Source organism: Micromonospora sp. CA-248212 (genome assembly GCF_050948405.1).
Classification (GTDB): Bacteria; Actinomycetota; Actinomycetes; order Mycobacteriales; family Micromonosporaceae; genus Micromonospora.
Genome location: NZ_CP192023.1, coordinates 756,660 through 781,980, shown reverse-complemented (window position 1 = coordinate 781,980; position 25,321 = coordinate 756,660). Strand labels below are relative to the sequence as shown.

Annotated in this window: 29 protein-coding genes; 15 read left to right on the top strand and 14 right to left on the bottom strand. The window is 72.8% G+C overall.

The genetic code is table 11. From position 1 onward, the window contains the following. Nucleotides 1–19 precede the first annotated feature (19 nt). On the top strand, nt 20–427 hold the full coding sequence (locus ACQP03_RS03660; protein ID WP_357124433.1) for a CoA-binding protein: 408 nt from the start codon (nt 20–22) through the stop codon (nt 425–427). A 103-nt stretch (nt 428–530) separates the two neighbouring features. Here the strand turns inward: ACQP03_RS03660 and ACQP03_RS03655 are convergent, their stop codons facing one another. Further along, nucleotides 531–1,727 carry an acyl-CoA dehydrogenase family protein gene (locus tag ACQP03_RS03655; protein ID WP_433460269.1) on the bottom strand — a complete coding sequence of 399 codons (1,197 nt, stop codon included), beginning with the start codon at nt 1,725–1,727 and terminating at the stop codon, nt 531–533. Between the two features lie 176 nt (nt 1,728–1,903). On the opposite strand from ACQP03_RS03655, the gene ACQP03_RS03650 reads away from it, so the two are divergent. Then, nucleotides 1,904–2,440: a DUF4190 domain-containing protein gene (locus tag ACQP03_RS03650; RefSeq protein ID WP_357124427.1), complete on the top strand. Its 537-nt coding sequence runs from the start codon at nt 1,904–1,906 to the stop codon at nt 2,438–2,440. Here the strand turns inward: ACQP03_RS03650 and ACQP03_RS03645 are convergent, their stop codons facing one another. Beyond that, nucleotides 2,441–3,346: an SDR family NAD(P)-dependent oxidoreductase gene (locus tag ACQP03_RS03645; RefSeq protein ID WP_396831816.1), complete on the bottom strand. Its 906-nt coding sequence runs from the start codon at nt 3,344–3,346 to the stop codon at nt 2,441–2,443. Between the two features lie 117 nt (nt 3,347–3,463). On the opposite strand from ACQP03_RS03645, the gene ACQP03_RS03640 reads away from it, so the two are divergent. Continuing rightward, a complete protein-coding gene (locus ACQP03_RS03640; protein ID WP_357124422.1) occupies nt 3,464–4,006 on the top strand; it encodes a DUF4190 domain-containing protein in 543 nt (180 codons plus the stop codon). Between the two features lie 77 nt (nt 4,007–4,083). Here ACQP03_RS03640 and ACQP03_RS03635 read toward each other — a convergent pair whose 3' ends face one another. Further along, nucleotides 4,084–5,040, bottom strand: coding sequence for an HpcH/HpaI aldolase/citrate lyase family protein (locus ACQP03_RS03635; protein ID WP_433460266.1), 957 nt, complete (start codon nt 5,038–5,040; stop codon nt 4,084–4,086). 125 nt (nt 5,041–5,165) lie between these two features. On the opposite strand from ACQP03_RS03635, the gene ACQP03_RS03630 reads away from it, so the two are divergent. Beyond that, complete coding sequence (locus ACQP03_RS03630; protein WP_433461128.1) at nt 5,166–5,990, top strand: SDR family NAD(P)-dependent oxidoreductase; 825 nt, start codon at nt 5,166–5,168, stop codon at nt 5,988–5,990. Nucleotides 5,991–6,000: 10 nt separating this feature from the next. Beyond that, nucleotides 6,001–6,276, top strand: coding sequence for a hypothetical protein (locus ACQP03_RS03625; protein ID WP_433460264.1), 276 nt, complete (start codon nt 6,001–6,003; stop codon nt 6,274–6,276). Nucleotides 6,277–6,284: 8 nt separating this feature from the next. On the opposite strand, the gene ACQP03_RS03620 is transcribed toward ACQP03_RS03625, so the two are convergent. Next, complete coding sequence (locus ACQP03_RS03620) at nt 6,285–7,244, bottom strand: DMT family transporter (protein WP_357171867.1); 960 nt, start codon at nt 7,242–7,244, stop codon at nt 6,285–6,287. Between the two features lie 94 nt (nt 7,245–7,338). Between ACQP03_RS03620 and ACQP03_RS03615 the strand changes: the two genes are divergently transcribed. Then, the gene (locus ACQP03_RS03615) at nt 7,339–8,052 is read left to right on the top strand and encodes an HAD family hydrolase (RefSeq protein ID WP_357171868.1); all 714 of its coding nucleotides are present in this window, start codon (nt 7,339–7,341) and stop codon (nt 8,050–8,052) included. A 5-nt stretch (nt 8,053–8,057) separates the two neighbouring features. On the opposite strand, the gene ACQP03_RS03610 is transcribed toward ACQP03_RS03615, so the two are convergent. Next, a complete protein-coding gene (locus ACQP03_RS03610) occupies nt 8,058–8,588 on the bottom strand; it encodes a hypothetical protein (protein WP_357171869.1) in 531 nt (176 codons plus the stop codon). Nucleotides 8,589–8,600: 12 nt separating this feature from the next. Further along, complete coding sequence (locus tag ACQP03_RS03605) at nt 8,601–9,476, bottom strand: PhzF family phenazine biosynthesis protein (RefSeq protein WP_357124405.1); 876 nt, start codon at nt 9,474–9,476, stop codon at nt 8,601–8,603. A gap of 33 nt (nt 9,477–9,509) precedes the next feature. Between ACQP03_RS03605 and ACQP03_RS03600 the strand changes: the two genes are divergently transcribed. From ACQP03_RS03600 to ACQP03_RS03590, 3 genes are all read left to right on the top strand, one after another. Then, entirely contained in the window at nt 9,510–10,796 is a 1,287-nt protein-coding gene (locus tag ACQP03_RS03600; RefSeq protein WP_357124402.1) for a magnesium transporter MgtE N-terminal domain-containing protein, read from the top strand. Beyond that, a complete protein-coding gene (locus ACQP03_RS03595) occupies nt 10,789–11,397 on the top strand; it encodes a DUF1003 domain-containing protein (RefSeq protein WP_357171870.1) in 609 nt (202 codons plus the stop codon). The genes ACQP03_RS03600 and ACQP03_RS03595 overlap by 8 nt, the downstream gene beginning before the upstream one ends. Before the next feature lie 76 nt (nt 11,398–11,473). Next, nucleotides 11,474–12,622 carry an Mrp/NBP35 family ATP-binding protein gene (locus ACQP03_RS03590; RefSeq protein WP_357171871.1) on the top strand — a complete coding sequence of 383 codons (1,149 nt, stop codon included), beginning with the start codon at nt 11,474–11,476 and terminating at the stop codon, nt 12,620–12,622. A 198-nt stretch (nt 12,623–12,820) separates the two neighbouring features. On the opposite strand, the gene ACQP03_RS03585 is transcribed toward ACQP03_RS03590, so the two are convergent. After that, on the bottom strand, nt 12,821–13,243 hold the full coding sequence (locus tag ACQP03_RS03585) for a preprotein translocase subunit TatB (RefSeq protein WP_357124392.1): 423 nt from the start codon (nt 13,241–13,243) through the stop codon (nt 12,821–12,823). Between the two features lie 76 nt (nt 13,244–13,319). Beyond that, on the bottom strand, nt 13,320–14,726 hold the full coding sequence (locus tag ACQP03_RS03580; RefSeq protein WP_433461127.1) for a trypsin-like peptidase domain-containing protein: 1,407 nt from the start codon (nt 14,724–14,726) through the stop codon (nt 13,320–13,322). A 284-nt stretch (nt 14,727–15,010) separates the two neighbouring features. On the opposite strand from ACQP03_RS03580, the gene ACQP03_RS03575 reads away from it, so the two are divergent. Continuing rightward, a complete protein-coding gene (locus ACQP03_RS03575; RefSeq protein WP_433460259.1) occupies nt 15,011–15,598 on the top strand; it encodes an O-methyltransferase in 588 nt (195 codons plus the stop codon). Nucleotides 15,599–15,601: 3 nt separating this feature from the next. On the opposite strand, the gene ACQP03_RS03570 is transcribed toward ACQP03_RS03575, so the two are convergent. Together ACQP03_RS03570 and ACQP03_RS03565 are read right to left on the bottom strand one after the other, a co-directional pair. Then, on the bottom strand, nt 15,602–17,077 hold the full coding sequence (locus ACQP03_RS03570; protein WP_433460257.1) for a leucyl aminopeptidase family protein: 1,476 nt from the start codon (nt 17,075–17,077) through the stop codon (nt 15,602–15,604). Nucleotides 17,078–17,223: 146 nt separating this feature from the next. Then, complete coding sequence (locus ACQP03_RS03565) at nt 17,224–17,391, bottom strand: DUF3117 domain-containing protein (RefSeq protein ID WP_007455245.1); 168 nt, start codon at nt 17,389–17,391, stop codon at nt 17,224–17,226. Between the two features lie 190 nt (nt 17,392–17,581). Here ACQP03_RS03565 and ACQP03_RS03560 point away from each other — a divergent pair, with 190 nt between their 5' ends. The 4 genes from ACQP03_RS03560 to ACQP03_RS03545 are packed head-to-tail and all read left to right on the top strand — an operon-like array spanning nt 17,582 to nt 21,820. Continuing rightward, nucleotides 17,582–18,400: a PaaX family transcriptional regulator gene (locus ACQP03_RS03560; protein ID WP_355049029.1), complete on the top strand. Its 819-nt coding sequence runs from the start codon at nt 17,582–17,584 to the stop codon at nt 18,398–18,400. A gap of 4 nt (nt 18,401–18,404) precedes the next feature. Next, on the top strand, nt 18,405–19,196 hold the full coding sequence (locus tag ACQP03_RS03555; RefSeq protein WP_357124383.1) for an enoyl-CoA hydratase-related protein: 792 nt from the start codon (nt 18,405–18,407) through the stop codon (nt 19,194–19,196). A gap of 59 nt (nt 19,197–19,255) precedes the next feature. Further along, nucleotides 19,256–20,554, top strand: coding sequence for a DUF1800 domain-containing protein (locus tag ACQP03_RS03550; RefSeq protein ID WP_357124380.1), 1,299 nt, complete (start codon nt 19,256–19,258; stop codon nt 20,552–20,554). 18 nt (nt 20,555–20,572) lie between these two features. Then, nucleotides 20,573–21,820: a DUF1501 domain-containing protein gene (locus ACQP03_RS03545; protein WP_433460254.1), complete on the top strand. Its 1,248-nt coding sequence runs from the start codon at nt 20,573–20,575 to the stop codon at nt 21,818–21,820. Here ACQP03_RS03545 and ACQP03_RS03540 read toward each other — a convergent pair. From ACQP03_RS03540 to ACQP03_RS03525, 4 genes are read right to left on the bottom strand one after another with little or no spacing between them, the layout of a single operon-like run. After that, a complete protein-coding gene (locus tag ACQP03_RS03540; RefSeq protein WP_357124374.1) occupies nt 21,817–22,440 on the bottom strand; it encodes a hypothetical protein in 624 nt (207 codons plus the stop codon). The two genes, ACQP03_RS03545 and ACQP03_RS03540, sit on opposite strands and share 4 nt — an antisense overlap. A gap of 13 nt (nt 22,441–22,453) precedes the next feature. Next, complete coding sequence (locus ACQP03_RS03535) at nt 22,454–23,035, bottom strand: DNA-3-methyladenine glycosylase I (protein ID WP_357124371.1); 582 nt, start codon at nt 23,033–23,035, stop codon at nt 22,454–22,456. Between the two features lie 57 nt (nt 23,036–23,092). Beyond that, nucleotides 23,093–23,590, bottom strand: a complete 498-nt coding sequence (locus tag ACQP03_RS03530) for an SRPBCC family protein (RefSeq protein WP_357124368.1) — start codon at nt 23,588–23,590, stop codon at nt 23,093–23,095. Then, the gene (locus ACQP03_RS03525) at nt 23,587–24,279 is read right to left on the bottom strand and encodes a DivIVA domain-containing protein (protein WP_357124364.1); all 693 of its coding nucleotides are present in this window, start codon (nt 24,277–24,279) and stop codon (nt 23,587–23,589) included. The genes ACQP03_RS03530 and ACQP03_RS03525 overlap by 4 nt, the downstream gene beginning before the upstream one ends. Before the next feature lie 153 nt (nt 24,280–24,432). On the opposite strand from ACQP03_RS03525, the gene folP reads away from it, so the two are divergent. Beyond that, nucleotides 24,433–25,302, top strand: a complete 870-nt coding sequence (gene folP / locus ACQP03_RS03520; protein ID WP_357124361.1) for a dihydropteroate synthase — start codon at nt 24,433–24,435, stop codon at nt 25,300–25,302. The last annotated feature ends 19 nt before the right edge of the window (nt 25,303–25,321 follow it).

Below are 25,321 nucleotides of genomic sequence, written 5' to 3'. Positions count from 1 at the left end.
GCGGAGCTACAGTCGGCGGGTGCGTACCGCTCAGCAGATCCTCGCCGACTCCGCCGTGATCGCCGTCGTGGGCGCGTCCCGCGACCCGATGAAGGCCGCGCACAGCGTGCCGTTGCAGATGCAGCGGTACGGCTGGCGCATCATCCCGGTCAACCCGAGCGTCGACGAACTCTTCGGCGAGCGGGCGTACGCGTCGCTGGCGGACATCCCGCACCCGGTCGACCTGGTGGACGTGTTCCGGCCGGCCGCGGACGCCGTGCAGGTGGTGCGGGACGCGGCGGCGATCGGCGCGCCGGCGGTCTGGCTGCAACTGGGCATCGTGTCGGCCGAGGCGCGCGAGATTGCCGAGGAGGCCGGCATGGACTACGTCGAGGACCGCTGCCTCATCGTCGAACGCGCCGCCGGAAACCTGACCCGCCTCCGCTGACCCGCGTTTCCCCCGCGATCTTGCAGTTTCGGTTGGCGTTCTGCCCCGTTATGCACGCCATGTCGCCGCAGTAACTGCAAGATCGCGGGATTCAGGGTGGGGGTTAGAGCTTGTATTCCTTGAGGAGGCCTCGGCTGATGATGGTCTTCTGGATCTCCGAGGTGCCCTCGCCGATCAGCAGGAACGGGGCCTCGCGCATCAGCCGCTCGATCTCGTACTCCTTGGAGTAGCCGTAGCCGCCGTGGATGCGGAACGCCTCCTGGACGACCTCGGCGCAGTACTCCGAGGCGAGCAGCTTGGCCATTCCGGCCTCGACGTCGTTGCGCTGTCCGGCGTCCTTGAGTCGGGCGGCGTTGACCATGAGGGCGTGCGCGGCCTCGATCTTCGTGCCCATCTCGGCGAGCTTGAAGGCGATCGCCTGGTGCCGGGCGAGCGGCTGACCGAACGTCTTGCGCTGCTGGGCGTACGCGACCGCCAACTCGAAGGCGCGGATGGAGATGCCGCAGGCGCGGGCGGCGACGTTGACCCGGCCGACCTCGATGCCGTCCATCATCTGGTAGAAGCCGCGGCCCACCTGGTCGGCCCCGCCGAGGATCGCGGAGTCGGGCACGGTCACGCCGTCGAGCACCATCTCGGTGGTCTCGACGCCCTTGTAGCCCATCTTCTCGATCCGGCCGGGGATGGTGAGGCCGGGCGCGGTCTCGCCGAAGCCCGGCTCCTTCTCCAGCAGGAAGGTACTCATGTTGCCGTACACCGAGTCGGCGCCGGTGTCGGTCTTGACCAGGGTGGCGATCACCGAGGAGTACGCGCCGTTGGTCAGCCACATCTTCTGCCCGTTGAGGACATAGGTGTCGCCCTCCGGGACGGCCCTGGACTTGATCGCCGAGACGTCGGAGCCGGTCTCCGGCTCGGACATCGAGAACGCACCGCGCACCTCGCCCGTCGCCATCTTCGGCAGCAGGCGGGCCTGCTGCTCGGCGGAGCCATGCTGGGAGATCAGGTACGCCACGATGAAGTGGGTGTTGACGATGCCGGAGATCGACATCCAGCCCCGGGAGAGCTGCTCCACCACGAGGGCGTACGTGAGCAGCGACTCGCCGAGCCCGCCGTACTCCTCGTCGATGGTGAGACCGAACAACCCCATCTCGCGCATCCCGTCGAGGATGTCGGTGGGGTACTCGTCGGCGTGTTCGAGCCGCTGGGCGTGCGGGATGATCTCCTTGTCGGCGAACTCCCGGACGGTCTCCAGGATCGACTGCTGCACGTCGGTGAGGCCGGGCGTCTGGGCGAGTCGAGCCATCTCGGCCTCCGGGAATCAGCGCACTACTCGTGGGTAACTGAACGCTCGGTAAGTATCGGTCGCCCGGCCCGCCAGGCCAAGGTGACCAGTCCACACAACCGCTGTGAAAAGGTTCACCGCTACGGGTACCGTCCGGCAAGAAGGACTTTTCCGGCACCGACAGGAGGAGGACAGCCGTGAGCTACCCGCCGCCGTCGGGCCCGCCGGGAGACGAGCCGCCGCCGTCACCCTACGAGCCATCCCGGGACCAGTCGCCGTACGCGCCACCGCCGGCCGGCCAGTCGCCGTACGCGCCACCGCCGGACCAGTCGTCCTCCGGACCGCCGGAGCGCTCGCCGTACGGGCCACCCGCCGACGAGCCGTCGCCGTACGAGCGGCAGGGGCCGCACCAGCCGGCGCACTGGGGTCAGCAGCCGCCGTACCCGCCGCAGGGCCCCTACGGCCAGTACGGCCCACCTCCCGGCGGCCCCGGTCGGGGCACCAACGTGCTGGCGATCCTGTCGCTGGTGTTCGCCTTCGTGTTCCCCCCGGCCGGCGCCGTCCTCGGTCACCTGGCCAAGCGGCAGATCCGCACCACCGGCGAGGAGGGCGACCAGCTCGCGACCTGGGGCCTGATCCTCGGGTACGTGTTCACCGCGCTGACCCTGCTGGCCTGCTGCGGCTGGCTGGCGCTGGTCATCCTCGGTAACAACGGCGACAGCCGCGGCTACTGATCAGCGGAACCGGGCCTCCCGGACGCTGTTGCCACCGTCCACCACGAGCATCTGACCGGTGATGTACGACGCGGCCGGCGAGCAGAGGAAGCTGATCGCCGCGGCGACCTCGTCCGGGGTGCCCGGTCGTCCGACCGGGGTGCCCAGACCCTGCTTGATCTCGGCCATCGTGGAGGCCGCCGTGTAGATGGTGCCCGGCGCGACCGCGTTCACGGTCACCCCGTCGGCGATCATCTCCATGGCCAGCGCGCGGGTCAGACCGACGACACCGGCCTTGGCGGCGGCGTACGCGGCTTCGGTGGGCAGGGCGTTGACCGGGCCGGCGGTGGCCGCCAGGTTGACGATCCGCCCCCAGCCCCGCTCGGCCATCCCGCCGATGAAGGCCCGGCTGCACAGGAACGCGGTGGACAGGTTGCGGTCGATCTCGCCGCGCCACTCGTCGTAGGTCAGCTGCGCGACCGGCCGCAGCACTCCCTGACTGGTCCGGCTCGCCAGGCCGGCGTTGTTGACCAGAACCTCGACGTCGCCCAACTGCTCGGCCACCGCGTCGGCCAGCGCGCCCACCTCGGACTCGTCGGTCAGGTCCGCGACGAACCCGGTCACGCCCAGTTCACCGGCCCGCTCGTGGATGCGCCGGGTGGTCGACACGATGGCGACCCGCGCCCCCAGGTCGGCGAGGCGCCGCGCGGTGGCGTACCCGATGCCGTCCGGACTGCCCGCCCCCGTCACCAGGGCGACCCGGCCGTCTAGCCGCATGGTCACCGGATCGGGCAGCGCGACCGGCTCGTCGGCGCCGGTCGCGCCGGTCGACGTGGCCGCCCGACCGCGCCGCGCCACACCCGGACGGCTCACGTCCCGTCGCGGTCGGCTGCCGGACCGGTCCGCGGCACGCGCGTCAGTTGACATGCCAGGGATCCTGCCCGTTACGACCGGCCCGGGCAACGCGGCACCCGGGAGCGGGGGCGTCGGGTTTGGTCACTGCTGGCTACTCTGGCGGCGCAGCCGAGCCGACGGAGATCACGCATGACCAATCCCCCGCCCCCCGGCGACTGGAACGACCCCACCTGGTCGGCTCAGCCGTCGAGCACACCGCCGGACCCGACCCTGGTGGCCGGTCAGCCGGTGCCCGCCCAGCCCGGTCCCGTGGACCCGTACGCGCCGGTCGACCCGTACGCGGGCGCGCAGCAGGCACCCGGTCAGCCCATGCCCGGTTACGCCCCGCCCGGATACCCCGCACCCGGGTACGCGCCGGCGGGCTACCCGCCGCAGTACCCCGGTTACGGCTACCCGGCCCCGCGCAAGACCAACGGTCTGGCCATCGCGTCACTGGTGCTGGCCCTGGTCGGTCTCACGTCCTGCGGCATCACCGCGCCGATCGGGGCGATCCTCGGTCACGTGGCGCAGAAGCAGATCCGGGCCAGCGGCGAGGACGGCGAGGGGTTGGCGAAGGCCGGCATCATCGTCGGCTGGATCGTCACCGCGCTGATGGTGCTGGGCATCGCCGCGTACGTCGCCGTGATCATCTTCGCGGTCACGACGGGCGCGAGCAGCGACAGCGGTTACTGAGGCGGGCGCGCGGGTGGGCGTACCGCCGAATGCGGGACCGGGTCGACGGCCGGCGGCGGGCGACCCGACCCGGCCACTCACTGCGCCGGCGGGGTGAACGACGAGGTACGGCTCATGCCGGCGGCGCGGCCCTTGGCGGCGATCACCAGCGCCATCTTGCGGGACGCCTCGTCGATCATCTCGTCGTCCAGCATCACCGCGCCCAGCCTGCCGCCGGCCTCCGAGGTGTAGTGCTCGTACGCGTCGAGAATCAGCTCGGCGTGGTCGTAGTCGGCCTGCGCCGGCTGGTAGACCTCGTTAGCGGCGTCGATCTGGCCCGGGTGCAGCACCCACTTGCCGTCGAAGCCCAGCGCCGCCGACCGCTTCGCCACCTCGCGGAACGCGTCGACGTCCCGGATCTGCAGGAACGGGCCGTCGATGGCCTGCTTGTCGTGCATCCGGGCGGCCATCAGGATGCGCATCAGGATGTAGTGGTACGGGTCGCCCGGATAGTCCGGGATCAGCCCGCCGACCACCAGCGACCTCATGTTGATCGAGGCCATGAAGTCGGCCGGGCCGAAGATGATGGTCTCGACCCGGGGCGAGGCGGCCGCGATGGCGTCCACGTTGACCAGACCGGCCGCGTTCTCGATCTGCGCCTCGATGCCGATCCGGCCGACCTCGAGGCCGAGCGTCTTCTCGATCTGGGTGAGCGTCAGGTCCAGCCACCGCACCTGACCGGCGTCCTGCACCTTCGGCAGCATGATGCAGTCGAGGTTCGCGCCGGCGCCCTCGACCACCTCGATGACGTCCCGGTACGTCCACGGGGTGGTCAGGTCGTTGACCCGTACCACCCGGGTCTTGCCGGCCCAGTCGCCGTCGTTGAGGGCGGCCACGATGTTCTTGCGCGCCTCCGGCTTGGCCAGCGGCGCAACCGCGTCCTCCAGGTCGAGGAAGACCTGGTCGGCGGGGAGCCCCTGCGCCTTGCCGAGCATCTTGACGCTGGAACCCGGTACGGCCAGGCACGACCGGCGGGGACGACCGACTGCGGCCATGGATGTGCTCCTTCCAGCGACCGGCGGGCACGCCGACGCCACCTGAATCCGAGGAAAACTTAACGATCCCAAAGGGCGTGGTGACGCCACGGTAACCTCGCGCCATGACCGCGGTGAATGGACCTGTGGAAGATCTCACTGGGCGTCGGCTGGTGGTGGTGACGGGTGCCAGCTCCGGCATCGGATTGGCCGCCGCGGTGGCCTTCGCCTGCCGCGGCGACCAGGTGGTGCTCGTCGGGCGGGACCCGGCCCGACTACAGGCCGCGGCGGAGCGCGTACGGGAGACAGCCGGCGAGCGCCCGGAGCTGTTCCGGGCCGACTTCGCGGTCCTCGACGACGTACGCGGACTGGCCGAGCGGCTGCGCGACGCGTACGACCGGATCGATGTGCTGGCCAACAACGCCGGGGCCATCGCGCTTCAACCGCTCACCACCGTCGACGGCTTCGAGCTGTCGATCCAGGCCAACCACCTGGCCCCGTTCCTGCTCACGAACCTGCTGGCCGACCGGGTGGGCCGGACGGTGGTGACCGCCTCGGGGGCACACCGCTTCGGCGCGCTCGATCCGGACGACCTCAACAGGCCGCTGCGCGCCTACCACCCGATGGGCGCGTACGGCACCAGCAAGCAGGCGAACATCCTGTTCGCCGCCGAGGCGTCCCGGCGCTGGCCGGGCATCTCCGCGTACAGCTTCCATCCGGGAGTGGTGCGGACCCGGTTCGCCAACGACAGTCGGCTGGTCGCCTTCGGCATGCGGTTCATGCCGTTCCGCAGCCCGGAGAAGGGGGCCGAGACGCTCCTCTGGCTCGCGAACCAGGATCCGGCCCGGCTCGCCCGCGGCGGCTACTACTACAACCGCCGGCCGCGTCGGCCGTACCGCAAGGCGGCGGACCCACAGCTCGCGTCCCGGCTCTGGGAAGCCAGCGCCACGGCCGTCGGCATCGATGGGTAGCGTGGCCGCCATGCTGACGCTTGTCGCGATCGTCGAGTACGCCACCGGGGCCGAAACCGCCGGGCAACGCTACGAGGACACCGTGTTGGCCCTGCTCGACCGGCACAACGGCCGGCTGGAACGGCGGCTGCGCGGCACCGACGGGCGGAGCGAGGTGCACGTGATCACGTTCGCGGCCCGGACCGGATACGAGTCGTTCCTCGTCGACCCGGAGCGTGCCGCGCTGCGCGCCGACCTCGGCGACGCCGCCCCGACCACGCGCGTCATCGAGGCGTACGACGTCTGAAGCGATCGTCAGCTCTCCAGCGGGGCGGCGTCGGCGGGCAGCGGGGTGAGCGGCGTGGCACGGCGGGCGGCACGGGCGCCCCCCAGCACCACCACCGCCACGCCGACAAGCAGCAACGCCATGCCCAGCAGCGCATACGGGCGGGGAACCTGGTGCAACCAGGCCCAACCGAGCAGGGCCGCACCGGGGGCCTCCAGCAGGATCAGCACGCTCACCGTGGTCGCCGAGATCTTGTGCAGGGCGTAGTTGAACATCGAGTGCCCGAGCAGTTGGGCGCCCGCCACCAGGGCCAGGATCGCCAGCCAGGTACGCCCGTCGAAGCCGACCGTACGGACCCCGCCCAGCAGGCAGATCACCAGCAGGACCGCCGAGCAGATGCCGTAGCAGATGGTCGTGTAGGTGGTGGTGCTGATGCTGGCACGGGCTCGTTCACCGAAGGCGGTGTAGACGGCTGCGAACATGCCACCGGTCACCGCCAACAGATCGCCGGCGACGGCTCGGCCGGAGATGCCCACGTCCGCGCCGGTGGCGATCACCGCGCCGCCCACCGCCACCGCGATGCCGACCCACACCACCGTGGGCAGCCGCCGCCCCTGGGCGCGGGCGATCAGCCCCTGCCAGACCGGCTGGGTGGCACCCAGCGCGGTGGCCGCGGCGACCGAGGTGAGCTGGGCGCTCGGCACCCAGGTCGCGAAGTGCCCGGCGAGCGCGACCCCGGAGAGGACGCAGAACAGTCCCTCGCGCCGGCCGGTCCGCCCCGCCAACGCGCGGAACTCGGCGCGGCGGCGCGCCAGGGCGAACGGGCTCAGCACGGCCACCGCGAGCAGGTTGCGCCAGAAGGCGATGGCCAGCGCCGGAGCGGCGGCGTACGCGATCAACGGCGCGGACGTTGACACGGCAACGACGGCCAGGGCGACCGCGGCGGTGGTCAGCGGGTCCAGGGGTGGTCGAGGGGACACGGGAAGCAATCTTCACACGACCACGGACAGCACGGAACGTCAGCACTCAGTTACGATCACGCGCGTTCGCGCCGACGACCCTCGACCGCAAAGGCGCTCCCCCATGGCCGGCTACCAGGCGGTGCTGTTCGACTTCTTCGGCACGCTGACCCGTTCGGTGCAGCGCGGCGCCGCGCACCTCGGCACCGCCGAACTGCTCGGCTGTCCCAGCGAGACGTTGAGCGAGGTGCTGAACCGCACCTACTACGAGCGCGCCACCGGCCGGCTCGGCGACGCGCAGACGACCATGCGGTGGGTCTGCGCCCAGGCGGGCGTACATCCGAGTGACAGTGCCCTGCGGGCGGCGGTGGTGTCCCGGCTTCGCGCGATCCGCGCGGACACCCGGCTGCGCGCCGACGCGGTGCCCGTGCTGGCGGCGCTGCGCGAGCGCGGCGTCCGCACCGGCCTGATCAGCGACTGTACGCACGAACTGCCGGCCTTCCTGCCGCACCTCCCCGTGGCGCCCCTGCTCGACGTACGGGTCTTCTCCGTGCAGGTCGGACGCTGCAAGCCGGATGCCGCGCTCTACCTGACCGCCTGCCGTCGACTCGGGCTCAGGCCGGACGACTGCCTGTACGTGGGTGACGGCGGCAGCCACGAGTTGACCGGCGCCGAACAGGCCGGCATGACCGCGGTCCGGCTGGCCGCGCCCGATCTGGCCGAACACATGGTCTTCAACGCCGACCGTCAGTGGCGCGGCACCACGCTCGGCACCCTGCGTGAGGTGCTCGACCTCGTGGACGCCAAGGTCACTGCCGCCGCTGTCGCGGCGAGTTGACCCGATCAGCGGCGACGGACCCGGTGCAGGCGGAACGGCTTGCGGGTGGCGCGGACCGCCGGGGTCTCCCGGGGCGGCTCGGTCTGCGCGTCGGACGGCAGGTCCGTGCCGGCCAGGGGCGTGCCGGCCGGAGCGAGGCGGTTCAGGGCGCAACCGTCGGCGACCCAGCGGGCCACCAGGTCGGCGGTCGGACCGGGCGCGTTCAGGCGCTTGCCCGCCACCAGCGGCGCGGCGGTGTCCCACGCCTCGGTGCCCGGTGCCAGCCGGGTCACCCGGGCCGGCCAGGTGACGATCCGCCCCCCGTGGTCACCGCGCAGGGTGACCTGCGCCTCGGTCGCGTCGGCGAGGCCCGGCGCGGCCTGCTCGCCCGGCCCGCTCACCACCAGGAGCGCGCCCTCCAGCGGGGCGCACCAGAGCGCGAGCGCCGGCCCACCGGACACGCTGACCCAGGCCATGGCGGCCTTCTTCATCGCCTCGTCCACCAGCGGCGTGCCACCGGCGGCGTCCTCGTCCGTCACACCCGCATCCTCCCGCATCGACGCCGTCGCTCAGCCCACGAACGGCGGCACGGCGATCTCGCCCCGGGCCACCGGCATCACCTGGCCGGCGACGGTCGCGCCGACCGCCACGCCGTTCGCCGCGGTCACCGTGCAGCCCAGCGCGGACGGGCGGCCCATCTCCACGCCCTGGCGCACCGAATAGTGCGACAGCCCGTCCGCCGGCAGTAGCCCGCTGGCCACCAGCCAGACGCCCAACCCGAGGGCCGCCGAACCGGTCGCCGGGTCCTCCGGGACGCCGATCCCCGGCACGAAGACCCGAGCGTGCGCGGTTTGCGTGGCGACGTCCCAGGAGAAGACGCTGACGTGCGCCACCCCCAACCGTTCCGCCGCCGCCGGGTTCACCCGCGCCCGGGCCACCGCGTCCGGGTGGACCGGCAGGTAGGGGAACTCCAGCCCGCAGCCGGCCACCCGGGGAGCGGGCCCGGCCGGGTCGTGGTCGTCCGCGCCCAGACCGGCGATCTCCAGCAGCGGCTCCGGGTCCAACTCGGGGCCGAGGGTGGGAACGCCTCCGGTGAGCGTCGCCCCGGACGACGTCACCTCGATCGGCAGCACGCCGGCCCCGCACTCCTGGGTGATCTGCCCCACACCGAACATCCCCCGCCGGCTCGCGGTGACCGCCGCGCCGACGCTCGGGTGCCCGGCGAACGGCAACTCCTCGACCGGCGTGAAGATGCGGGCCCGGTAGGTGGCGCCGACCTGCGTCGGTGGCAGCACGAACACCGTCTCGGAGAGGTTGAACTCCAGCGCGAGCGCCTGCATCTGCTCGGTGGCCAGCGCCTCCGCGCCGAACACCACGGCCAGCGGATTGCCGGCGAACGGGCGGTCGGTGAAGACGTCCACGATCTCGTAGGCCAAGGTCGACATGTTGATAAACACTAGGCGCTTAGGCTGGTGCCCGTGAGTACGCCGACCCGGGTCTACATCGCCCGCCTCGCCGGAGTCGCCGTCTTCGATCCGAACGGCGACCAGGTGGGCCGGGTCCGTGACGCCGTGGGACGGCTCCGGGCGACCACGCGTCCCCCCGAGGTGGTGGGTCTGGTCGCCGAGATGCCCATGCGTCGGCGCATCTTCCTCTCCATCAACCGCATCACGTCGATCGACGCGGACGCGGTGGTGCTCGGCTCCGGCACGCTCAACCTGCGACGCTTCGAGAAGCGCCCGAACGAGCTGCTGGTGCTCCAGGAGCTGCTGGACCGGCGCGTGCAGCTCGACCCGGGCGGCCAGCCCGGCGCGGTGGTGGACGTCGCCATGGAGTGCACCAGGGGTGGCGAGTGGTCGCTGACCCGGGTCGCGGTCCGCGAGCAGACCGGCCGGCTCAGCCGCCGCGGCCACCTGCACCAGGTCGAGTGGGACCGGGTGCGCGGCCTCAGCGGCATCGCCGACAACCGGGGTACGGCGAACCTGCTCGCCGTCCTGGAGGACATGCGCCCCGCCGACCTCGCCAACGCCCTGCAGGACCTGCCGGACGCCCGACGCAACGAGGTGGCCGCCGCGTTGAACGACGAGCGGCTGGCCGACGTGCTCAGCGAGCTACCGGAGCACGACCAGGTGGAGATCCTCGCCGCGCTGGACCGGGAACGGGCCGCCGACGTGCTGGAGGAGATGGACCCGGACGACGCCGCCGACCTGCTCAACGAGCTGCCCCCACCGGAGCAGGACGTCCTGCTGGACCTCATGGAGCCGGACGAGGCGGACCCGGTACGCCAGCTCTTGAAGTACACGCCGGGCACGGCGGGCAGCGTGATGACCTCGGAGCCGGTCATCCTGCCGCCGGACGCCACCGTCGCCGAGGCGCTGGCGCGGATCCGTGAGCCGCAGCTCTCCCCCGCGGTCGCCGCGCAGGTCTTCGTGACCCGGGCCCCGCAGAACACGCCGACCGGCCGCTACCTGGGCATGGTGCACTTCCAGGCGTTGCTGCGCGAACCGCCGGCCGACCTGTTGGGCAAGGTGGTGGTCAACGACATCGACCCGTTGCGTCCCACCACCCCACTGCCGGAGATCACCCGCCGCATGGCCACCTACGACCTGGTCGCCATGCCGGTGATCGACCGGAACAGCCGGCTGGTCGGGGCCGTCACGGTCGACGACGTCCTGGACCACTCGCTGCCCCGGGACTGGCGTGACCGGGACGCCGTGAGCGCCCCGGGCACCACCGACGCGGTACCGGACGGCGACGGTGGCTGAGCAGCGGCGCACGGAGCGGCTCGACCAGCCCCGCGAGCCCCGGGGCATCACCCTCCCCCGGTTCGACGCGGAAGCGTTCGGCCGCTGGTCGGAGGGGATCGCGCGGGGCATGGGCACCGCTAACTTCATCGTCGTCATGACGGTGGTGATCGCGATCTGGTTCGGCTGGAACACCCTCGCCCCGGCCGGGTTGCGCTTCGACCCGTACACCTTCACGTTCCTCACGCTGGTGCTGTCGTTGCAGGCCAGCTACGCCGCGCCGCTGATCCTGCTGGCCCAGAACCGGCAGGCCGACCGGGACCGGCTGGCCCTGGAGGAGGACCGGCGGCGGGCCACGGCGCAGAAGGCGGACACCGAGTACCTGGCCCGGGAGATCGCCGCACTGCGGATCGCGCTCGGCGAGGTGGCCACCCGGGACTTCCTCCGCTCCGAGCTGACCCGGCTGGCCGAGGAGCTGGACGAGGCGGGGCAGCGCCGGCAACGCCTGGAGCGCCGGCAGCAGGAGAAGGGCAGCCAGCGGTCGACCGACCTTCCCGGGCTGGACGAGCCGCGCGACGACCTGGACGGCGACTACGCCCGCGACGCCCGGCCCGAACGCTGACGACGGCTCATCGTTTGGCTCACACCACCCTCGGCCAGCAGTCGGCCGGGATGCCCCGCGACGTAGCATTGCGGGCATGTCAGCACCCGTGAGCACCGTCGAGGACGCGATCCAGGCCGCCCTGGCCACCGTCAACGACCCGGAGATCCGCCGGCCCATCACCGAGCTGGGCATGGTCCGCTCCGCCACGATCGGCGCGGACGGCGTCGTCCGGGTCGAGCTGCTGCTCACCGTCGCCGGCTGCCCGCTCAAGGACAAGCTGCGCACCGACATCACCGCCGCGGTGGCGGCGGTGCCGGGCGTGGCCGGCGTGGAGATCGACTTTGGCGTGATGAGCCCCGAGCAGCGGCAGTCGCTACAGGCGCAGTTGCGCGGCGGCGGTGCGAGCGAGGAGCCGGTCATCCCGTTCGCCCAGCCCGGCTCGCGCACCCGCGTGTACGCGGTGGCCAGCGGCAAGGGCGGTGTCGGCAAGTCCAGCGTGACGGTCAACCTGGCGGCGGCGCTCGCCGCCCGGGGGCTCTCCGTGGGCGTGGTGGACGCCGACATCTACGGTCACTCGGTGCCCCGCATGCTCGGCGCGGACGGCCGGCCCACCCGCGTCGAAGACATGATCATGCCGCCGCAGTCGCACGGTGTGAAGGTGATCTCGATCGGCATGTTCACCTCGGGCAACGCGGCCGTGGTGTGGCGCGGCCCGATGCTGCACCGGGCGTTGCAGCAGTTCCTCGCCGACGTCTACTGGGGCGACCTGGACGTGCTCCTGCTCGACCTGCCGCCGGGCACCGGCGACGTGGCCATCTCGCTGGCCCAGCTCCTGCCCAACTCGGAGATCCTGATCGTCACCACCCCGCAGACCGCCGCCGCCGAGGTGGCGGAGCGGGCCGGGGCGATCGCCCTGCAGACCCACCAGCGGGTCGTCGGCGTGATCGAGAACATGTCCTGGCTGGAGCTGCCGGACGGATCCCGCATGGAGATCTTCGGGGCCGGTGGCGGCACGGCGGTCGCCGAGTCGCTGAGCCGGACGATCGGCGCCCAGGTGCCGCTGCTGGGCCAGATCCCGCTGGACACCCGGGTCCGCGAGGCCGGCGACGCCGGTAACCCGATCGTGCTGGCCGCGCCGGAGTCCCCGGCCGCGCAGGCGCTCGGCGGCGTCGCCGACCGGCTCGCGCTGCGCCGTGAGTCGCTGCTCGGCAAGCCGCTCGGCCTCAAGCCCGCCGGGCGCTGACCGGTTCTGCCGCGCGCCGGGCGCTGAGCGGGTTATGCCGCGCCAGCGCTCGGCCTCCGGCGGGGCGCCATGATCAACTCGGGTTTCGGGAAGTCGGGCTGTCCCGCGCCGGTTGATCGGCCGCTTTCCTTGAGACCGAGTCGATCAAGGCCGCGCTTCTGCCCGCCGCGACGGGACCCGCACCGGCGGGCACCGGGCTCAGGTCGCGTCGTCGTAGCTGACCCGGGGCGCCGGCGTCGAGGGCGTACCGGTGGTGGTGCCGGGTCGCGTGCCGTTCGAGCGCAGGTCCGCGGCGTTGGCCACGTCCTTCAGCTCGTTGTGCACACCGTCGACGTCCGCGCGCAGGTTGTCGTAGACGCCCTGTAGCGGCTTGCGGATCGCCGCCTCGTCCTCCTCGCTGAGGAGGTGCTTGCGGATGAAGGCCTTCGGGTGCAGGTCTTCGAGCTGGATGTCGGTGCCCAGCTCACGACTGAGGTCGCCGGTGGCGTTGCGGGCCATGTTCCGCAGGTTACGGACCAGCCGTAGGCCGTCGTTGATCACGGCAGGTAACCGGTCACCGAAGATCAACAGCGCCAGAAGCAGCAGCGCCCCGACTTCCCACATGTTCAGGTTCTCGAACATCCCGTGGGCCTCCTCTCGGCGTCAGCAGCAAGACTACGCACGTCGGGCGGCTTTCCGGCAGGGGGTGACCCGCTGTTCACTTGGCATCCGCGGCGAGGGTCACCGACGTGTTCCGTCGTGCGGTTCCCCGCCGGAACTCGACGGTCACCACCGACCCCGGCGCGAACTTGCGGACCAGGGCGATCAGGTCGGTCGGCTCGGTCATCGGCCGGCCGTCGAGCTTCAGGATCACGTCGCCGACCTTGAGCCCGGCCCCGGCCGCCGGCCCGGAGGGCTCCACGGCGGCCAGTCGTACGCCGCCGCCCGCACCCGCGCCCGGGCCGCCGACCTGGGCGCCGATGACCGTACGCCGGGCCTTGCCGGTGCCGATGATCTCCTGGGTGACCCGCTTGGCCTGGTTGATCGGGATGGCGAAGGCGAGACCGATGTTGCCGGCCTCCTGCCCGTCGGCCACCAGCGACTTGATGGTGGAGTTGACGCCCACCACCCGGCCGGCGCCGTCGACGAGCGGGCCCCCCGAGTTGCCGTGGTTGACGGCGGCGTCGGTCTGGATCGCCGCGTAGTAGCGCACCGGGCCGCCCGGCTCACCGGCCTGCATCGTCCGGTCCAGGGCGCTCACGATGCCGGCGGTGACCGTGTTGGCCAGCGACAGGGGTGAGCCCACGGCGAGGACCGGGTCACCGACGGCCAGCGCGTCGGAATCCCCGAACTCCACCGGCCGCAGACCCGTCCGGTTCACCTTGATCACCGCGATGTCGGACTCCGGGTCCTGGCCGACCACGGTCGCCGCAGCGGAACTGCCGTCGTTGAAGACCACCGAGGCCTTGCCGCTGCTGCCGGCCACCACGTGGTCGTTGGTGATCACGTGCCCGTCGGCGCTGGCGATGAACCCCGAGCCCTCGCTGGTCCCGCCGAGGCTGCTGACCCGGATGGTGACCACGCTGGGCAGCACACGTTCGGCGACCCCGGCCAGCGACTCCGGCTTGCGCTGGGCCAACGCCGGTGGATCCGCGGCCGCCGCACCGAGCACCGTGCCGGCCGCGCCGCCACGCACCGCGAACGCGTAGCCCAGCGCGCCGCCGAGGGTGCCGGCCAGCAGAGCGGTGATCACCGGGATGAGCAGCAGGTGTCGCAGCGTCGGTCGGCCGGGCGCGTCCGGGTCGGTGACCGGCTCCGGCTCGGTGCCGGAAGGCACCACCGAAGGCACCACGACCGCGGTGGGGGCCGCCGGGTCACGCCACGGATCGCCGAGCGCGTCGGACCACCACGGCGACGCGCCAGCGGTGGGGGGCGGCGGATTCGGGTACGACCCGGTCGGGGCCCCGGCCGTGGTTGCGGTGTCGGCGGCCGAGGGCGCGGTGCCGCTCCCCGGCGTGGCCGGCGGCCCCTCCGGCGGGGCTCCTGCCCCCGGCGGGCGCGCCGGAGCCGGAGTCTCACCGTCCCGGCGCCATTCCCAGCCGTCGGTCACGTCGGTGCCTCCCAGTCCGTCCCCCGGATCCCGTGCGGCCTCGCCCGGCCACGGTTCGGCGCGGTCGAGACTGACGGAATACCGCTTCCAGGATTGCACGGATGCGCGCGGTGGAGTCAGCGGTTGCCTCCGGTGATCGCGGTGAGGACGGAGGCGCGGCTGCGCCTCGCGCCGGTCGCCTCTACGCTCACAGTGCCAACCCGCCCCCCGCACCACGCGCCGCCCGGAGGTGCCCCATCGCCACGGTCGCCGGTTCCGGCAGTTCGACGACCCAGGCTCAGCAGTTCGCCGAGTCGTACGTGACCGAGGATCTCGTGCTCCGCACCGCCCGCAGCCTGGCCCACGAGGTGGGTCTCGACGCGGTCACACCCGGAGCGGGGGCGGCGTTGCGGCTGCTGGCCGCCGCGGGCAACGCCCGCGCGGTCGTGGAGATCGGCACCGGTACGGGCGTGAGCGGCGTCTGGCTGCTGCGCGGCATGCGTGCCGACGGTGTGCTCACCACCATCGACCTGGAGGTGGAGCACCAGCGGATGGCACGACGGATCTTCACCGAGGCGGGCTTCGCCACCGGCCGTACCCGCATCATCACCGGCCGCGCGTTGGACGTGCTGCCCCGACTGGCCGACGGCGCGTACGACCTCGTCTTCGTCGATGCCGAGGCCACCGGGTTCCACGCCTTCGTGGAGGCGGCGCTACGGCTACTGCGCCCGGGCGGGGTGCTCGCGCTCAACGGGATGCTGGCCGGCGGCCGGATCGCTGACCCGTCCGCCCGGGACGCGGGGACGGTGACGGTCCGCGAGACGATCAAGGCGTTGCGGGAGTCGGAGCACTGGATCCCCGCGCTGCTCCCGGTCGGCCACGGGGTGCTCGCCGCGGTGAAGTGCTGACCGTCAGTCGACGGCGGCCAGCCAGCGCAGCAGCGAGCGGACACCCCAGCCCGTCGCGCCCCGGCTCAACTCCGCGTGGTCGCCGTCCGCCCAGGACGGGGCGGACATGTCCAGGTGCAGCCAACGGTCCCGCAGGTCGCCGGTGAACTCGCGGAGGTAGAGCGCCGCCGTGACCGATCCGGCGCCCTGGGTGGGCGCGCTGTAGAGGTCGGCGATCTCGCTGCCCAGGTACTCGACGTAGTCGCCGTGCAGCGGCATCCGCCAGGCCGCCTCGCCAGCCGCCTCGATCGCGTTCAGCACGTCGGCGGCCAGGTCGTCGTTCTCGCTGTAGAGGGCGGCGGTCCGCTTGCCCAGCGCCACGGCGTTGGCGCCGGTGAGGGTGGCGAGGTCGACGAGCAGGTCGGGCTTGAGCTGCCGCACCGCGTAGGCGAGCGCGTCGGCGAGGACCAGTCGGCCCTCGGCGTCGGAGTTGGTCGTCTCGCTGGTCGTCCCGCCGTAGTGCCGGATGACGTCGCCCGGACGGAACGCCGAGCCGCTGACCATGTTCTCGGCGAGCGGGGCCAGGGTGGTGACGCGGACCGGCAGGCGCAACGCCGCCGCGCCGAGGGTGGCGGCGACGACCGCCGCCGCGCCGGCCATGTCCTTGCGCATCAGCTTCATGGCGGGCACCGGCTTGATCGAGATGCCGCCGGTGTCGAAGGTGATGCCCTTGCCGATCAGCACCACGTGGGTACGCGCGTTCGCGGGGTGCCAGTCCATCTCCAGCAGACGCGGGCCGCTGGCCGAGCCGCCGCCCACGGCGAGGATCCCGCCGAAGCCCTCGGCGGCCAACTCGGCCGGACCACGGACCGTCAGGCGCAGGTCCGGCAGGTCGGCGGAGGCGGCGGCCGCCTGGTCGGCGAACCACTGCGGGGTCTTCACCGAGGAGGGCATGTTGGTCAGGTCGCGCGCGAGACGGGTCATCGCGGCGGTGGTCCGCGCGGTGGCGACCGTTTCCTCGTGGGCCGCCGGGTCGGTGACCAGCAGGTCGACGCCGTCGAGCGCGGGCGGCTGGTCGGCGTCGGTCAGCCGGAACCGGTACGAGGCGAGCAGCAGCCCCTCGGTCAGCCCGCGCACGGCGGCCGCAGTCACCCCGGCCGGCAGAGCGATAGTGATATGCGTCTCATCTGACGCAGAGCGGGCCAGGGCCGCGCCGGCCGTCCGCCAGGAGGATTCCCCGCCGTCGCCGATACCGAGCAGCACCAGCTGACCGGGGTCGCGCCCGGGACGCAGCTGCGTGCTGATCTCGCCGGCCCGTCCGCTCAGTCGGGCGGCCGGCACCAGCGCGGCCGCCTCGTCGGCGGTGCCGTCCGGCGGCGTCACCGCGGTCGGCGCCGGCTCCGCCGAGACGTCACCTCCCGCCGCCGGCTCGGTGGGGCGTACGGGCAGGACGAGGACGTCGAGCCGTTCGGGCTCGGCGAGCGGACGGATGGCGAGCACGCGGAACCGCACCTCCAGGAAGTTTCACAAAGTGGATCGGGCCATGCCCGCGCACAGATATGAAGACCCTGAGCCACCGGCGCTCCCGGTGGCTCAGGGTCCAAGAAACGCTCCGACCGGCGTACGCCGTCCGGGTCGTCCCTCACTCAGCCGGCGGCTGCCTTCAACGCGTCACCGAGCGCGTTGGCCTCGTCGGGAGTCATCTCGACGACGAGCCGGCCACCGCCCTCCAGCGGGACACGCATGACGATGCCCCGACCCTCCTTGGTGACTTCCAGCGGACCGTCGCCCGTCCGCGGCTTCATCGCCGCCATGTTGTCTCCCCTCAGACCTACACCAGGGTCGGTGGGTTGCCCCACAGCCACTTCGTCACGACCACCCGCAACGCTCGCGGGGGTGTCGACAGACGATTTTCCCTGATGAACACCGCCGGACCCAAACCGGAGCAGCATTGATGTAACAGCATCTAGCTTATCTTGAGAAGGCCTGTCACAATGTGCGGTCATGCAGGCACGGTCGGCACTCTTCGACCTGTACGGCGACCATCTCCGACCGAGGGGTGGCCGCGCACCGGTCGCCGCCCTGGTCAAGCTACTGGCGCCGTTGGGAATCGCGCCGCCCGCCGTTCGCACCGCCGTGTCCCGGATGGTGCGTCAAGGCTGGCTCGACCCGCTCCGGCTGGCCTCCGGACCGGGATATTCGATCACACCAAAAGCCGCCCGACGACTCGACGAGGCGGCGGCCCGGATCTACCGGACCGGCCGGGTCACCTGGGACGGCCGGTTCGATCTGCTCGTCCTCGACGCGCCGGGCTCCCGGCGGGACCGGCAACGACTCGCCGCCACCCTCAGCTTTCTCGGCTACGGCACCCTCGACGAGCAGACCTGGGTCGCGACCCGCCCCGCCGAGGACGTCGACCTGCTGCTGGCCGAGGCCGGCATCCGGTTCGAACGGTTCACCGCATCGCACTTCTCCGGCACCCCGGGCGCGATGGGCGTCGTCCGTCGCGCGTGGGACCTGGCCGAGATCGGCCGCGCGTACGAGCGGTTCGTCGCCGACCAGCGCCCGCTCCTGAGCGCGGTCACCGTGCGCAGCAGCGACGAGGAGGCGTACGCGGTCCGGTTCCGGCTCGTGCACGCGTGGCGTACCTTCCTGTTCCGGGATCCGCAGCTGCCCCCGGCGCTGCTGCCCGAGCGCTGGCCCGGCACCGCCGCGGCCAGCTTCTTCGACCGGCACGCGGCCCGCCTGCGTCCAGCCGCCGACCGGTACGTCGAGCAGTGCCTCGACGCCGGCAACCGCATCGTTCGACAGAAGGGTCGTTAGACACGTGACCGAGCCGTTGCTCGTCGACCGGACCGACGCCGTCGTCACCCTCACGCTGAACCGGCCGCAGGCGATGAACGCGTTCGACGTCGCGCTGAAGGAGGCGCTGCGGGACACCCTGGCGGAGCTGGAGACCGACCGGTCCTGCCGGGCGGTCGTGCTGGCCGGGGCGGGCGGTTCGTTCAGCGCCGGGCAGGACCTGCGCGAGCACACCTCGACGCTCGAGAACGGCTCGGCCGACCCGCTGGGCACCGTCCGGGTGCACTACAACCCGATCGCCGCCCGGCTGGCCAACCTGCCCAAGCCGGTGGTGGCCGCCGTACGCGGGATGGCCGCCGGAGCGGGCGCGTCGCTGGCCTTCCTGGCCGACATCCGCATCGGCGGGCCGAGCACCAGCTTCCTGATGGCCTTCGCCAAGGTCGGTCTGGCGGCCGACACCGGCGCGTCCTGGACGCTGCCCCGGCTGGTCGGCCACGCCAAGGCGGTGGAGCTGCTGATGCTGGCCGAACCGGTCCGCGCCGAGGAGGCCTGCCGGCTCGGGCTGCTCACCCGGCTGATGGACGACGATGAGCAGGTGCTGCCGGCCGCGCAGGAGCTGGCCGCCCGGCTCGCCGCCGGCCCCACCGTCGCGTACGGGGCGATCAAGCGGCAGCTCTCGATCGCCGACGCCGGCACCCTCGCCGACGCGCTCTCGGCCGAGGCCCAGGCCCAGGCGATCTGCGGCGCCACGGCCGACCACAAGGCGGCCACCCTCGCGTTCGTCGCCAAGCAGAAACCGGTCTTCGAGGGACACTGAACGCGATTCGCACCCCGCCCTTACCGTCCTCGTACGCGGGCCGCCTAGCGTCGGCTTCCATGAGCGATCGTGAAGCGGTGGCGCACCTGCTGCGTCGGGCCACCTTCGGGCCGACCGCCGACGAGGTGGACGCGGCCGAGCGGGCCGGGCCGGCGGCGACCCTGGACAACCTGCTCGCCCCGGGGCGAGCCGACCGGGGCGCGGCGGCCACGCCACCGCCGGCCCTGCCCGCCGACCCGTACGCGGCGCTGACCAAGGAGTCCACCCGCGAGCAGCGGCAGAAGGCCAACGCCCAGCGCAAGGAGCAACTTGCGCAGGTGACCCTGTGGTGGCTGGACCGGATGGTCGCCGCCGAGGACGGGCTCACCGAGAAACTGCTCTTCTTCTGGCACGGGCACTGGGCGACCAGCGCCCAGAAGGTCAAGTCGGCGCGGATGATGCAGGGCCAGTTGGAGACGCTGCGCCGGCACGGGCGCGGGCCGTTGGCCCCCCTGGTCGCCGCGATGGTGCGCGACCCGGCGCTGATCATCTGGCTGGACGGGCAGAAGAACACCCGTAAGGCGCCGAACGAGAACCTGGCGCGCGAACTGATGGAGCTGTTCACCCTCGGCATCGGCGGCTACACCGAGGCCGACGTGAAGGCCGGCGCGCGGGCGTTGACCGGCTGGACGGTCGACCGCCGTACCGGGGTGGCCCGCTTCGAGGCCAAACGACACGACCCCGGGGAGAAGACGATCCTCGGACAGAACGGCCGCTTCGACGCCGAGGCGTACGCCGGACTGCTGGCCGCCCAGCCGGCGGCGGCGACGTTCGTGGCCCGGCGGCTCTGGTTCCGCTACGCCGGCACCGACGTCCCGACGCCGGACGGCCTGGCGGGCGCGGACACCGTCGCCACCCTGCGGGCGCTGTTCTCGTCACCGGCCTTCGCCCAGACCCGCGGCACGCTGGTGAAGCAGCCCGTCGAGTGGACGGTCGGCGCGCTGCGACAGCTCGGCATCCGCCCCAAGGAACTGCCCGAGCAGCAGCGCAAGCAACTGCTGAGCGGGTTGAGCGCCCTGGACCAGGTGCCGCTGCGACCGCCCAGCGTGGGTGGCTGGCCGGCCGGCCCCGCCTGGCTGACCACCTCGTCGCTACAGGGCCGACTCCGACTGGCCGGCATGCTCGCCGCCGCGGCCCGTCCCGCGCTGCTGGACCGGCTGACCGCCGCGCCCACCGCCGGACGGGCGGACGCCCTGGCCCGGCTACTCGTCGTCGACGGATGGAGCGCCCGTACCCGGGCCGCCCTGACCCCGCTGGCCGGCGAACCTCGAAAACTACTGGCTGCCGGCCTGGTCAGCCCCGAGTACACCGTCAGCTGAGCGGAAGGAGTCGAGAAGATGGACACCCTGACCCGACGCAGGTTCCTGCTCACCAGCGGGGTGGTCGGCGCGGGCGCGTTGGCCGCCGGAGCGGGCGCGTACAGCCTGCGGGACCTGCTGGACACCGCCGGAGACCGCGACCCGCAGTCACAGACACTGGTGCTGGTGACCCTCTACGGCGGCAACGACGGCCTGAACACCGTCATCCCGTACGGCGACCCGGCCTACCGGGCAGCCCGCCCCGAGCTGGCGTACCCCGACAGCGAGGTTCGTCGCCTCGACGACGACTTCGCCCTCAACCCGGCGCTGGAGGGCCTGCACAAGCGCTGGTCCACCGGTGGACTCGCGATCGTGCGCGGAATCGGCTACCCGAAGCCGGACCGCAGCCACTTCCGGTCGATGGACATCTGGCACACCGCGCAACCGGACCGGCCCGGCACCACCGGCTGGCTCGGCCGCTGGCTCGACCGGGCGGGCGGCGACCCCCGACTGGCGGTCTCCTTCGAGCCGGCGCTGCCGCCGCTGCTCGCCGGGGAGCGCAGCGCGGGCGCAGCCGTCCCGGTGACCGACCGCAAGGCCGCCAAGGGGCTCTCGGCGGACACGCTGAAGGCGTTCGCCGCCGCCGAGGCGGGCGAGTCGGCGGCCCGCGCCCGGGCCGCCGCCTGCTTCGCCGACATGCGCTCGGTGGACGAGATGATCCGCGAGGTCCGCGACTCCGCCGACCCGGACACGACGGACCCGGACGGCGACCAGGCGCCGGCCACCGCCACCGGAGGGGCCGGTACGCCCCTGGACGCGCAACTCGACCTGGTCGCGCAGTGTGTGGAGGCCGGGGTGTCCACCCGGGCATTCTCGGTCTCGCTCGGCGGCTTCGACACGCACGCTGACGAGAAGCAGTTGCAGGCCGTGCTGCTGGGTCAGCTCGACCGGGCGTTGACCAGGTTCGCCGACCGGATGAGCCGCACCGAGGCGGGCCGCAAGGTGGTGGTGGCCGTCTACTCCGAGTTCGGCCGCCGGGTCCGGGCGAACGCCTCGGACGGCACCGACCACGGCACCGCGTCCGACATGCTGCTGCTCGGCGCGGGAGTGCGCGGCGGCTGGCACGGGGACGCGCCCAGCCTCACCGACCTCGACGACGGGGACCTGAAGTACACCACCGACTTCCGGGACGTCTACGCCACGCTGCTGGAACGGGTGCTGGACACCGACCCGGGCCCGGTGCTCGCCGACTGGCGTGGACGCCTCGACAAGTTGTTCCAGGCCTAATCGTCCTCTTCCGGGTCCTGGTTGGCCTCCGCGCCGAGCACGAAGGCCTGCATGGCCAGCTCGTCGCCGGACGGTGCGACGAAGGCGGGCAGCTCACGCGGCCCCAACTCCTGCACGTACGACCAGAACAGGCGTACCGCCTCGGCGGGCGTGCCGGCCTCGATCGGCAGGTCCAGGCTGACCAGCCAGGTACGCCGCGCCGGGGGCGGGCCGAGCTGGTCGGCCAGCGCCCGGAAGGTCGCCGGATCCAGGGCGGTGACCGGCCCGTCGAGGGTCAGCAGGTCGGCCGGCACCGGCTCGTCGAAGGCCCGCCGGGTGTACGTCACGACGAGCGTCTCCGGCTCGACCGGGGACTGCGGGTCGTCCGGGTCCTCACGGTGCCGCTGCGTCGGCGCGGCGACCCGACCCAGGGCCACCAGGCGCGGCGGCGCGTCGGCCAGCACCGCCACCCGGTCGCCGGGGCCCGGCCGCCCCGCGTCGGTCAGGCCGGTCAGCTTCAGCGAGTCGTGGTGCACGAGCCGCTCGGCCTCGTAACGCTCGGCGGGCAGCAGCACGGCCCAGGTGCCCGGCCCGTCGGCGTGGCCGGCCCCGTCGGCCCGGTACGCGGTCTCGGTCGTCATGCCTGTCATCCCATCACGGGCGGGTGTCGAGGGTGACGTGACAGCCGACGATGTGATCGTCGACCATCCCGGTGGCCTGCATGAGGGCGTACGCGGTGGTGGGGCCGACGAACCGGAAGCCGCGCTTCTTGAGTGCCTTGGCCATCGCCGTCGACTCGGCGGTGATCGGCGCCAGCTCGGCGAACGAGGCGGGACGGGCCGGCCGGCGCTCCGGCGCGAACGACCAGAGCAGCGCGGACAGCCCGTCGGGCAGGTCGAGGGCGGCGCGGGCGTTGGCGATCGCCGCCTCGATCTTGGCCCGGTTGCGGACGATGCCGGCGTCGGCGAGCAGCCGGGTCACGTCCGTGTCGTCGTAGCCGGCGACGGTGGGAATGTGGAACTCGTCGAAGGCCAGCCGGAAATTGGGCCGCTTGCGCAGGATGGTCAGCCACGACAGGCCGGACTGGAACGCCTCCAGGGTCATCCGCTCGTAGAGCGCGTCGTCGCCGTGCAGCGGCCGACCCCACTCGGTGTCGTGGTAGACGGCATAGTCCGGGGTGCTCGCCCCCCAGGCGCAGCGGGCCAGCCCGTCGGCGCCGATCACCAGGTCACTCACGTCGCACACGCTAGGCCATCGCACCGACAGCCCGTGCTCAACCGGTCGATGACGCCGTCAGGGCAGGCGGCCCTGCTCGACCAGCCGCGCGAACCTCTTGAGCGCCTGGGTGAGGCCCAGCTTGGAACCGGGCCAGAGCACCGGCCACGCGAGCCGACCGGCCGCGCCGCCGGGCAGGTGGAACCACTCGTGCCAGACGACCTGAGTACGGGCCTGCCCGAGTTCGGTGCAGCGCAGGACACCCGGGCCGCGCAGCACCTGGCCGTGGTGCACCACGCCGATCTCGTACGGCTCGTCCACCCGGACCACCAGCATCTCGTCGCGCAGTGTCGCCCGGCCGAGCGCGGTCACCGCCTCGATCCGGCTGCCCTCGCGCCCGTCGCCCTCGACGACCCGGACCCGGGTGAACGGGATCCAGTCGGACTGCCGTTCCCAGGCGAGCAGCGCGGCGAAGACGCGGGATGCCGGCGCGTTGACGATGACCGTGGCGGTCACCTCACCGGCGCCCGGTTGGGCCGCCTCCCGGAGAGCATCGGCGCCCTCCGGGCCGGTCACGCCGACTCCGACCGGACCACCGCGCCCTGCTGTCCGGCGCCCCGGGCGGCCCCGGGCGCGGCGTCGTCGGCGGGCGTGCGGATGCTCGCCTCGTCGGTCGCCGGGGCGACACCGTCGGCATCCGCAGCCGAAGAGGTGGCCGGGGCGACACCGTCGGCGTCCGCAGCCGAAGAGGTGGCCGGGGCGACACCGTCGGCGTCCACAGCCGAAGACGTGGCCGGGGCGACACCGTCGGCATCCACCGCCGAATCGGTCGCCGGTGCCACGCCGTCCGCGTCGGCCGCTGAGGAGGTGGCCGCGGGCTCCGCTGCCGTGGCGTCGGGCGCCGCACCGGCGGACTGCTCCCGCGCCCGGCGCAGCACGTCCGCGTCGTCGGTCCGGCCCTCGCGCAACGCGATGACCTCCGCCTCCAACACGCCGATCAGTTCGGACTTGTAGCCGATGTCGTAGGCGGCGCGGCGCATCGCCTGGTCGACCTGTGCCATCCGGTAGCCACGCAGACCGGTGTCGAAACGGACCGCGCCGACGTCGGATTCGCGCAGCGGCCGGGTGCCCGGCAGCGGTACGGCCTGCGAATCCGGTTCCGTCGGAGCGAGACCGGGATCGCGCCCGCCGACCAGCACCGTCACGCCGAAAACCACCGCCGCGACGGTCAACGCCACGACCAGGAGGAGCAGAAGCTGACCCATGCACTGATCGTGGCACGACAGCCCGCCGGTAGCGACCCCACCACCCCGATCACCCATCGACGCCCACGCCCGCCCCACGCGTGCCCGCACGCACCGGCTAGCGTCGGTGGCGGCCGGAGCAGCGGCGACGGCGCGCAGGAGGCGGGAGGCGGCATGGCCGGGGCACTTCGGCTTGGTTCGCGGACGTTCGCGCCGGGTGAGCTGGTGGTGATGGCCATCGTCAACCGCACACCGGACTCGTTCTTCGACCGGGGCGCCACCTTCGCCGCGGACAGCGCGCTCCGGGCGGTCGAACGGGCGGTCGACGAGGGCGCCGAGATCATCGACATCGGCGGGGTCAAGGCCGGTCCGGGTACCGAGGTGGACGTGACCGAGGAGATCCGACGCACGGTGGACACCATCGCCGCCGTACGGTCCGCGTTCCCGGAGGTGGTGATCTCCATCGACACCTGGCGCGCCGAGGTGGCGACGGAGGCCGTGGCGGCCGGCGCGGACCTGCTCAACGACACCTGGTCGGGCGTCGACCCGGCGCTCGCCCGGGTCGCGGCGAGCACGGGCGCCGGGCTGGTCTGCTCGCACGCCGGCGGCCTGACCCCCCGGACCAGGCCGCACCGCGCCGCCTTCGACGACGTGGTCACCGACGTGGTCGCGACGGTGACCGGGCTCGCCGAGCGCGCGGTGGCGGAGGGGGTACGCCCCGACGGGATCCTCATCGACCCGGCGCACGACTTCGGCAAGAACACCCGCCACTCGTTGGAGATCACCCGTCGGCTGGGCGAGCTGACCGTCACCGGCTGGCCGGTGCTCGTGGCGCTCTCCAACAAGGACTTCATCGGCGAGACGCTCGACCTTCCGGTGGGCGAGCGCCTGGAGGGCACGCTCGCCGCGACGGCGGTCTCCGCCTGGCTGGGCGCCCGCGTGTTCCGGGCCCACCAGGTCGGGCCGACGCGCCGAGTGCTGGACATGGTGGCCTCGATCCGCGGCGACCGCCCACCCACAGCCACCAGAAGAGCCCTGGCCTAACCCCCCCACCCGGGATGGG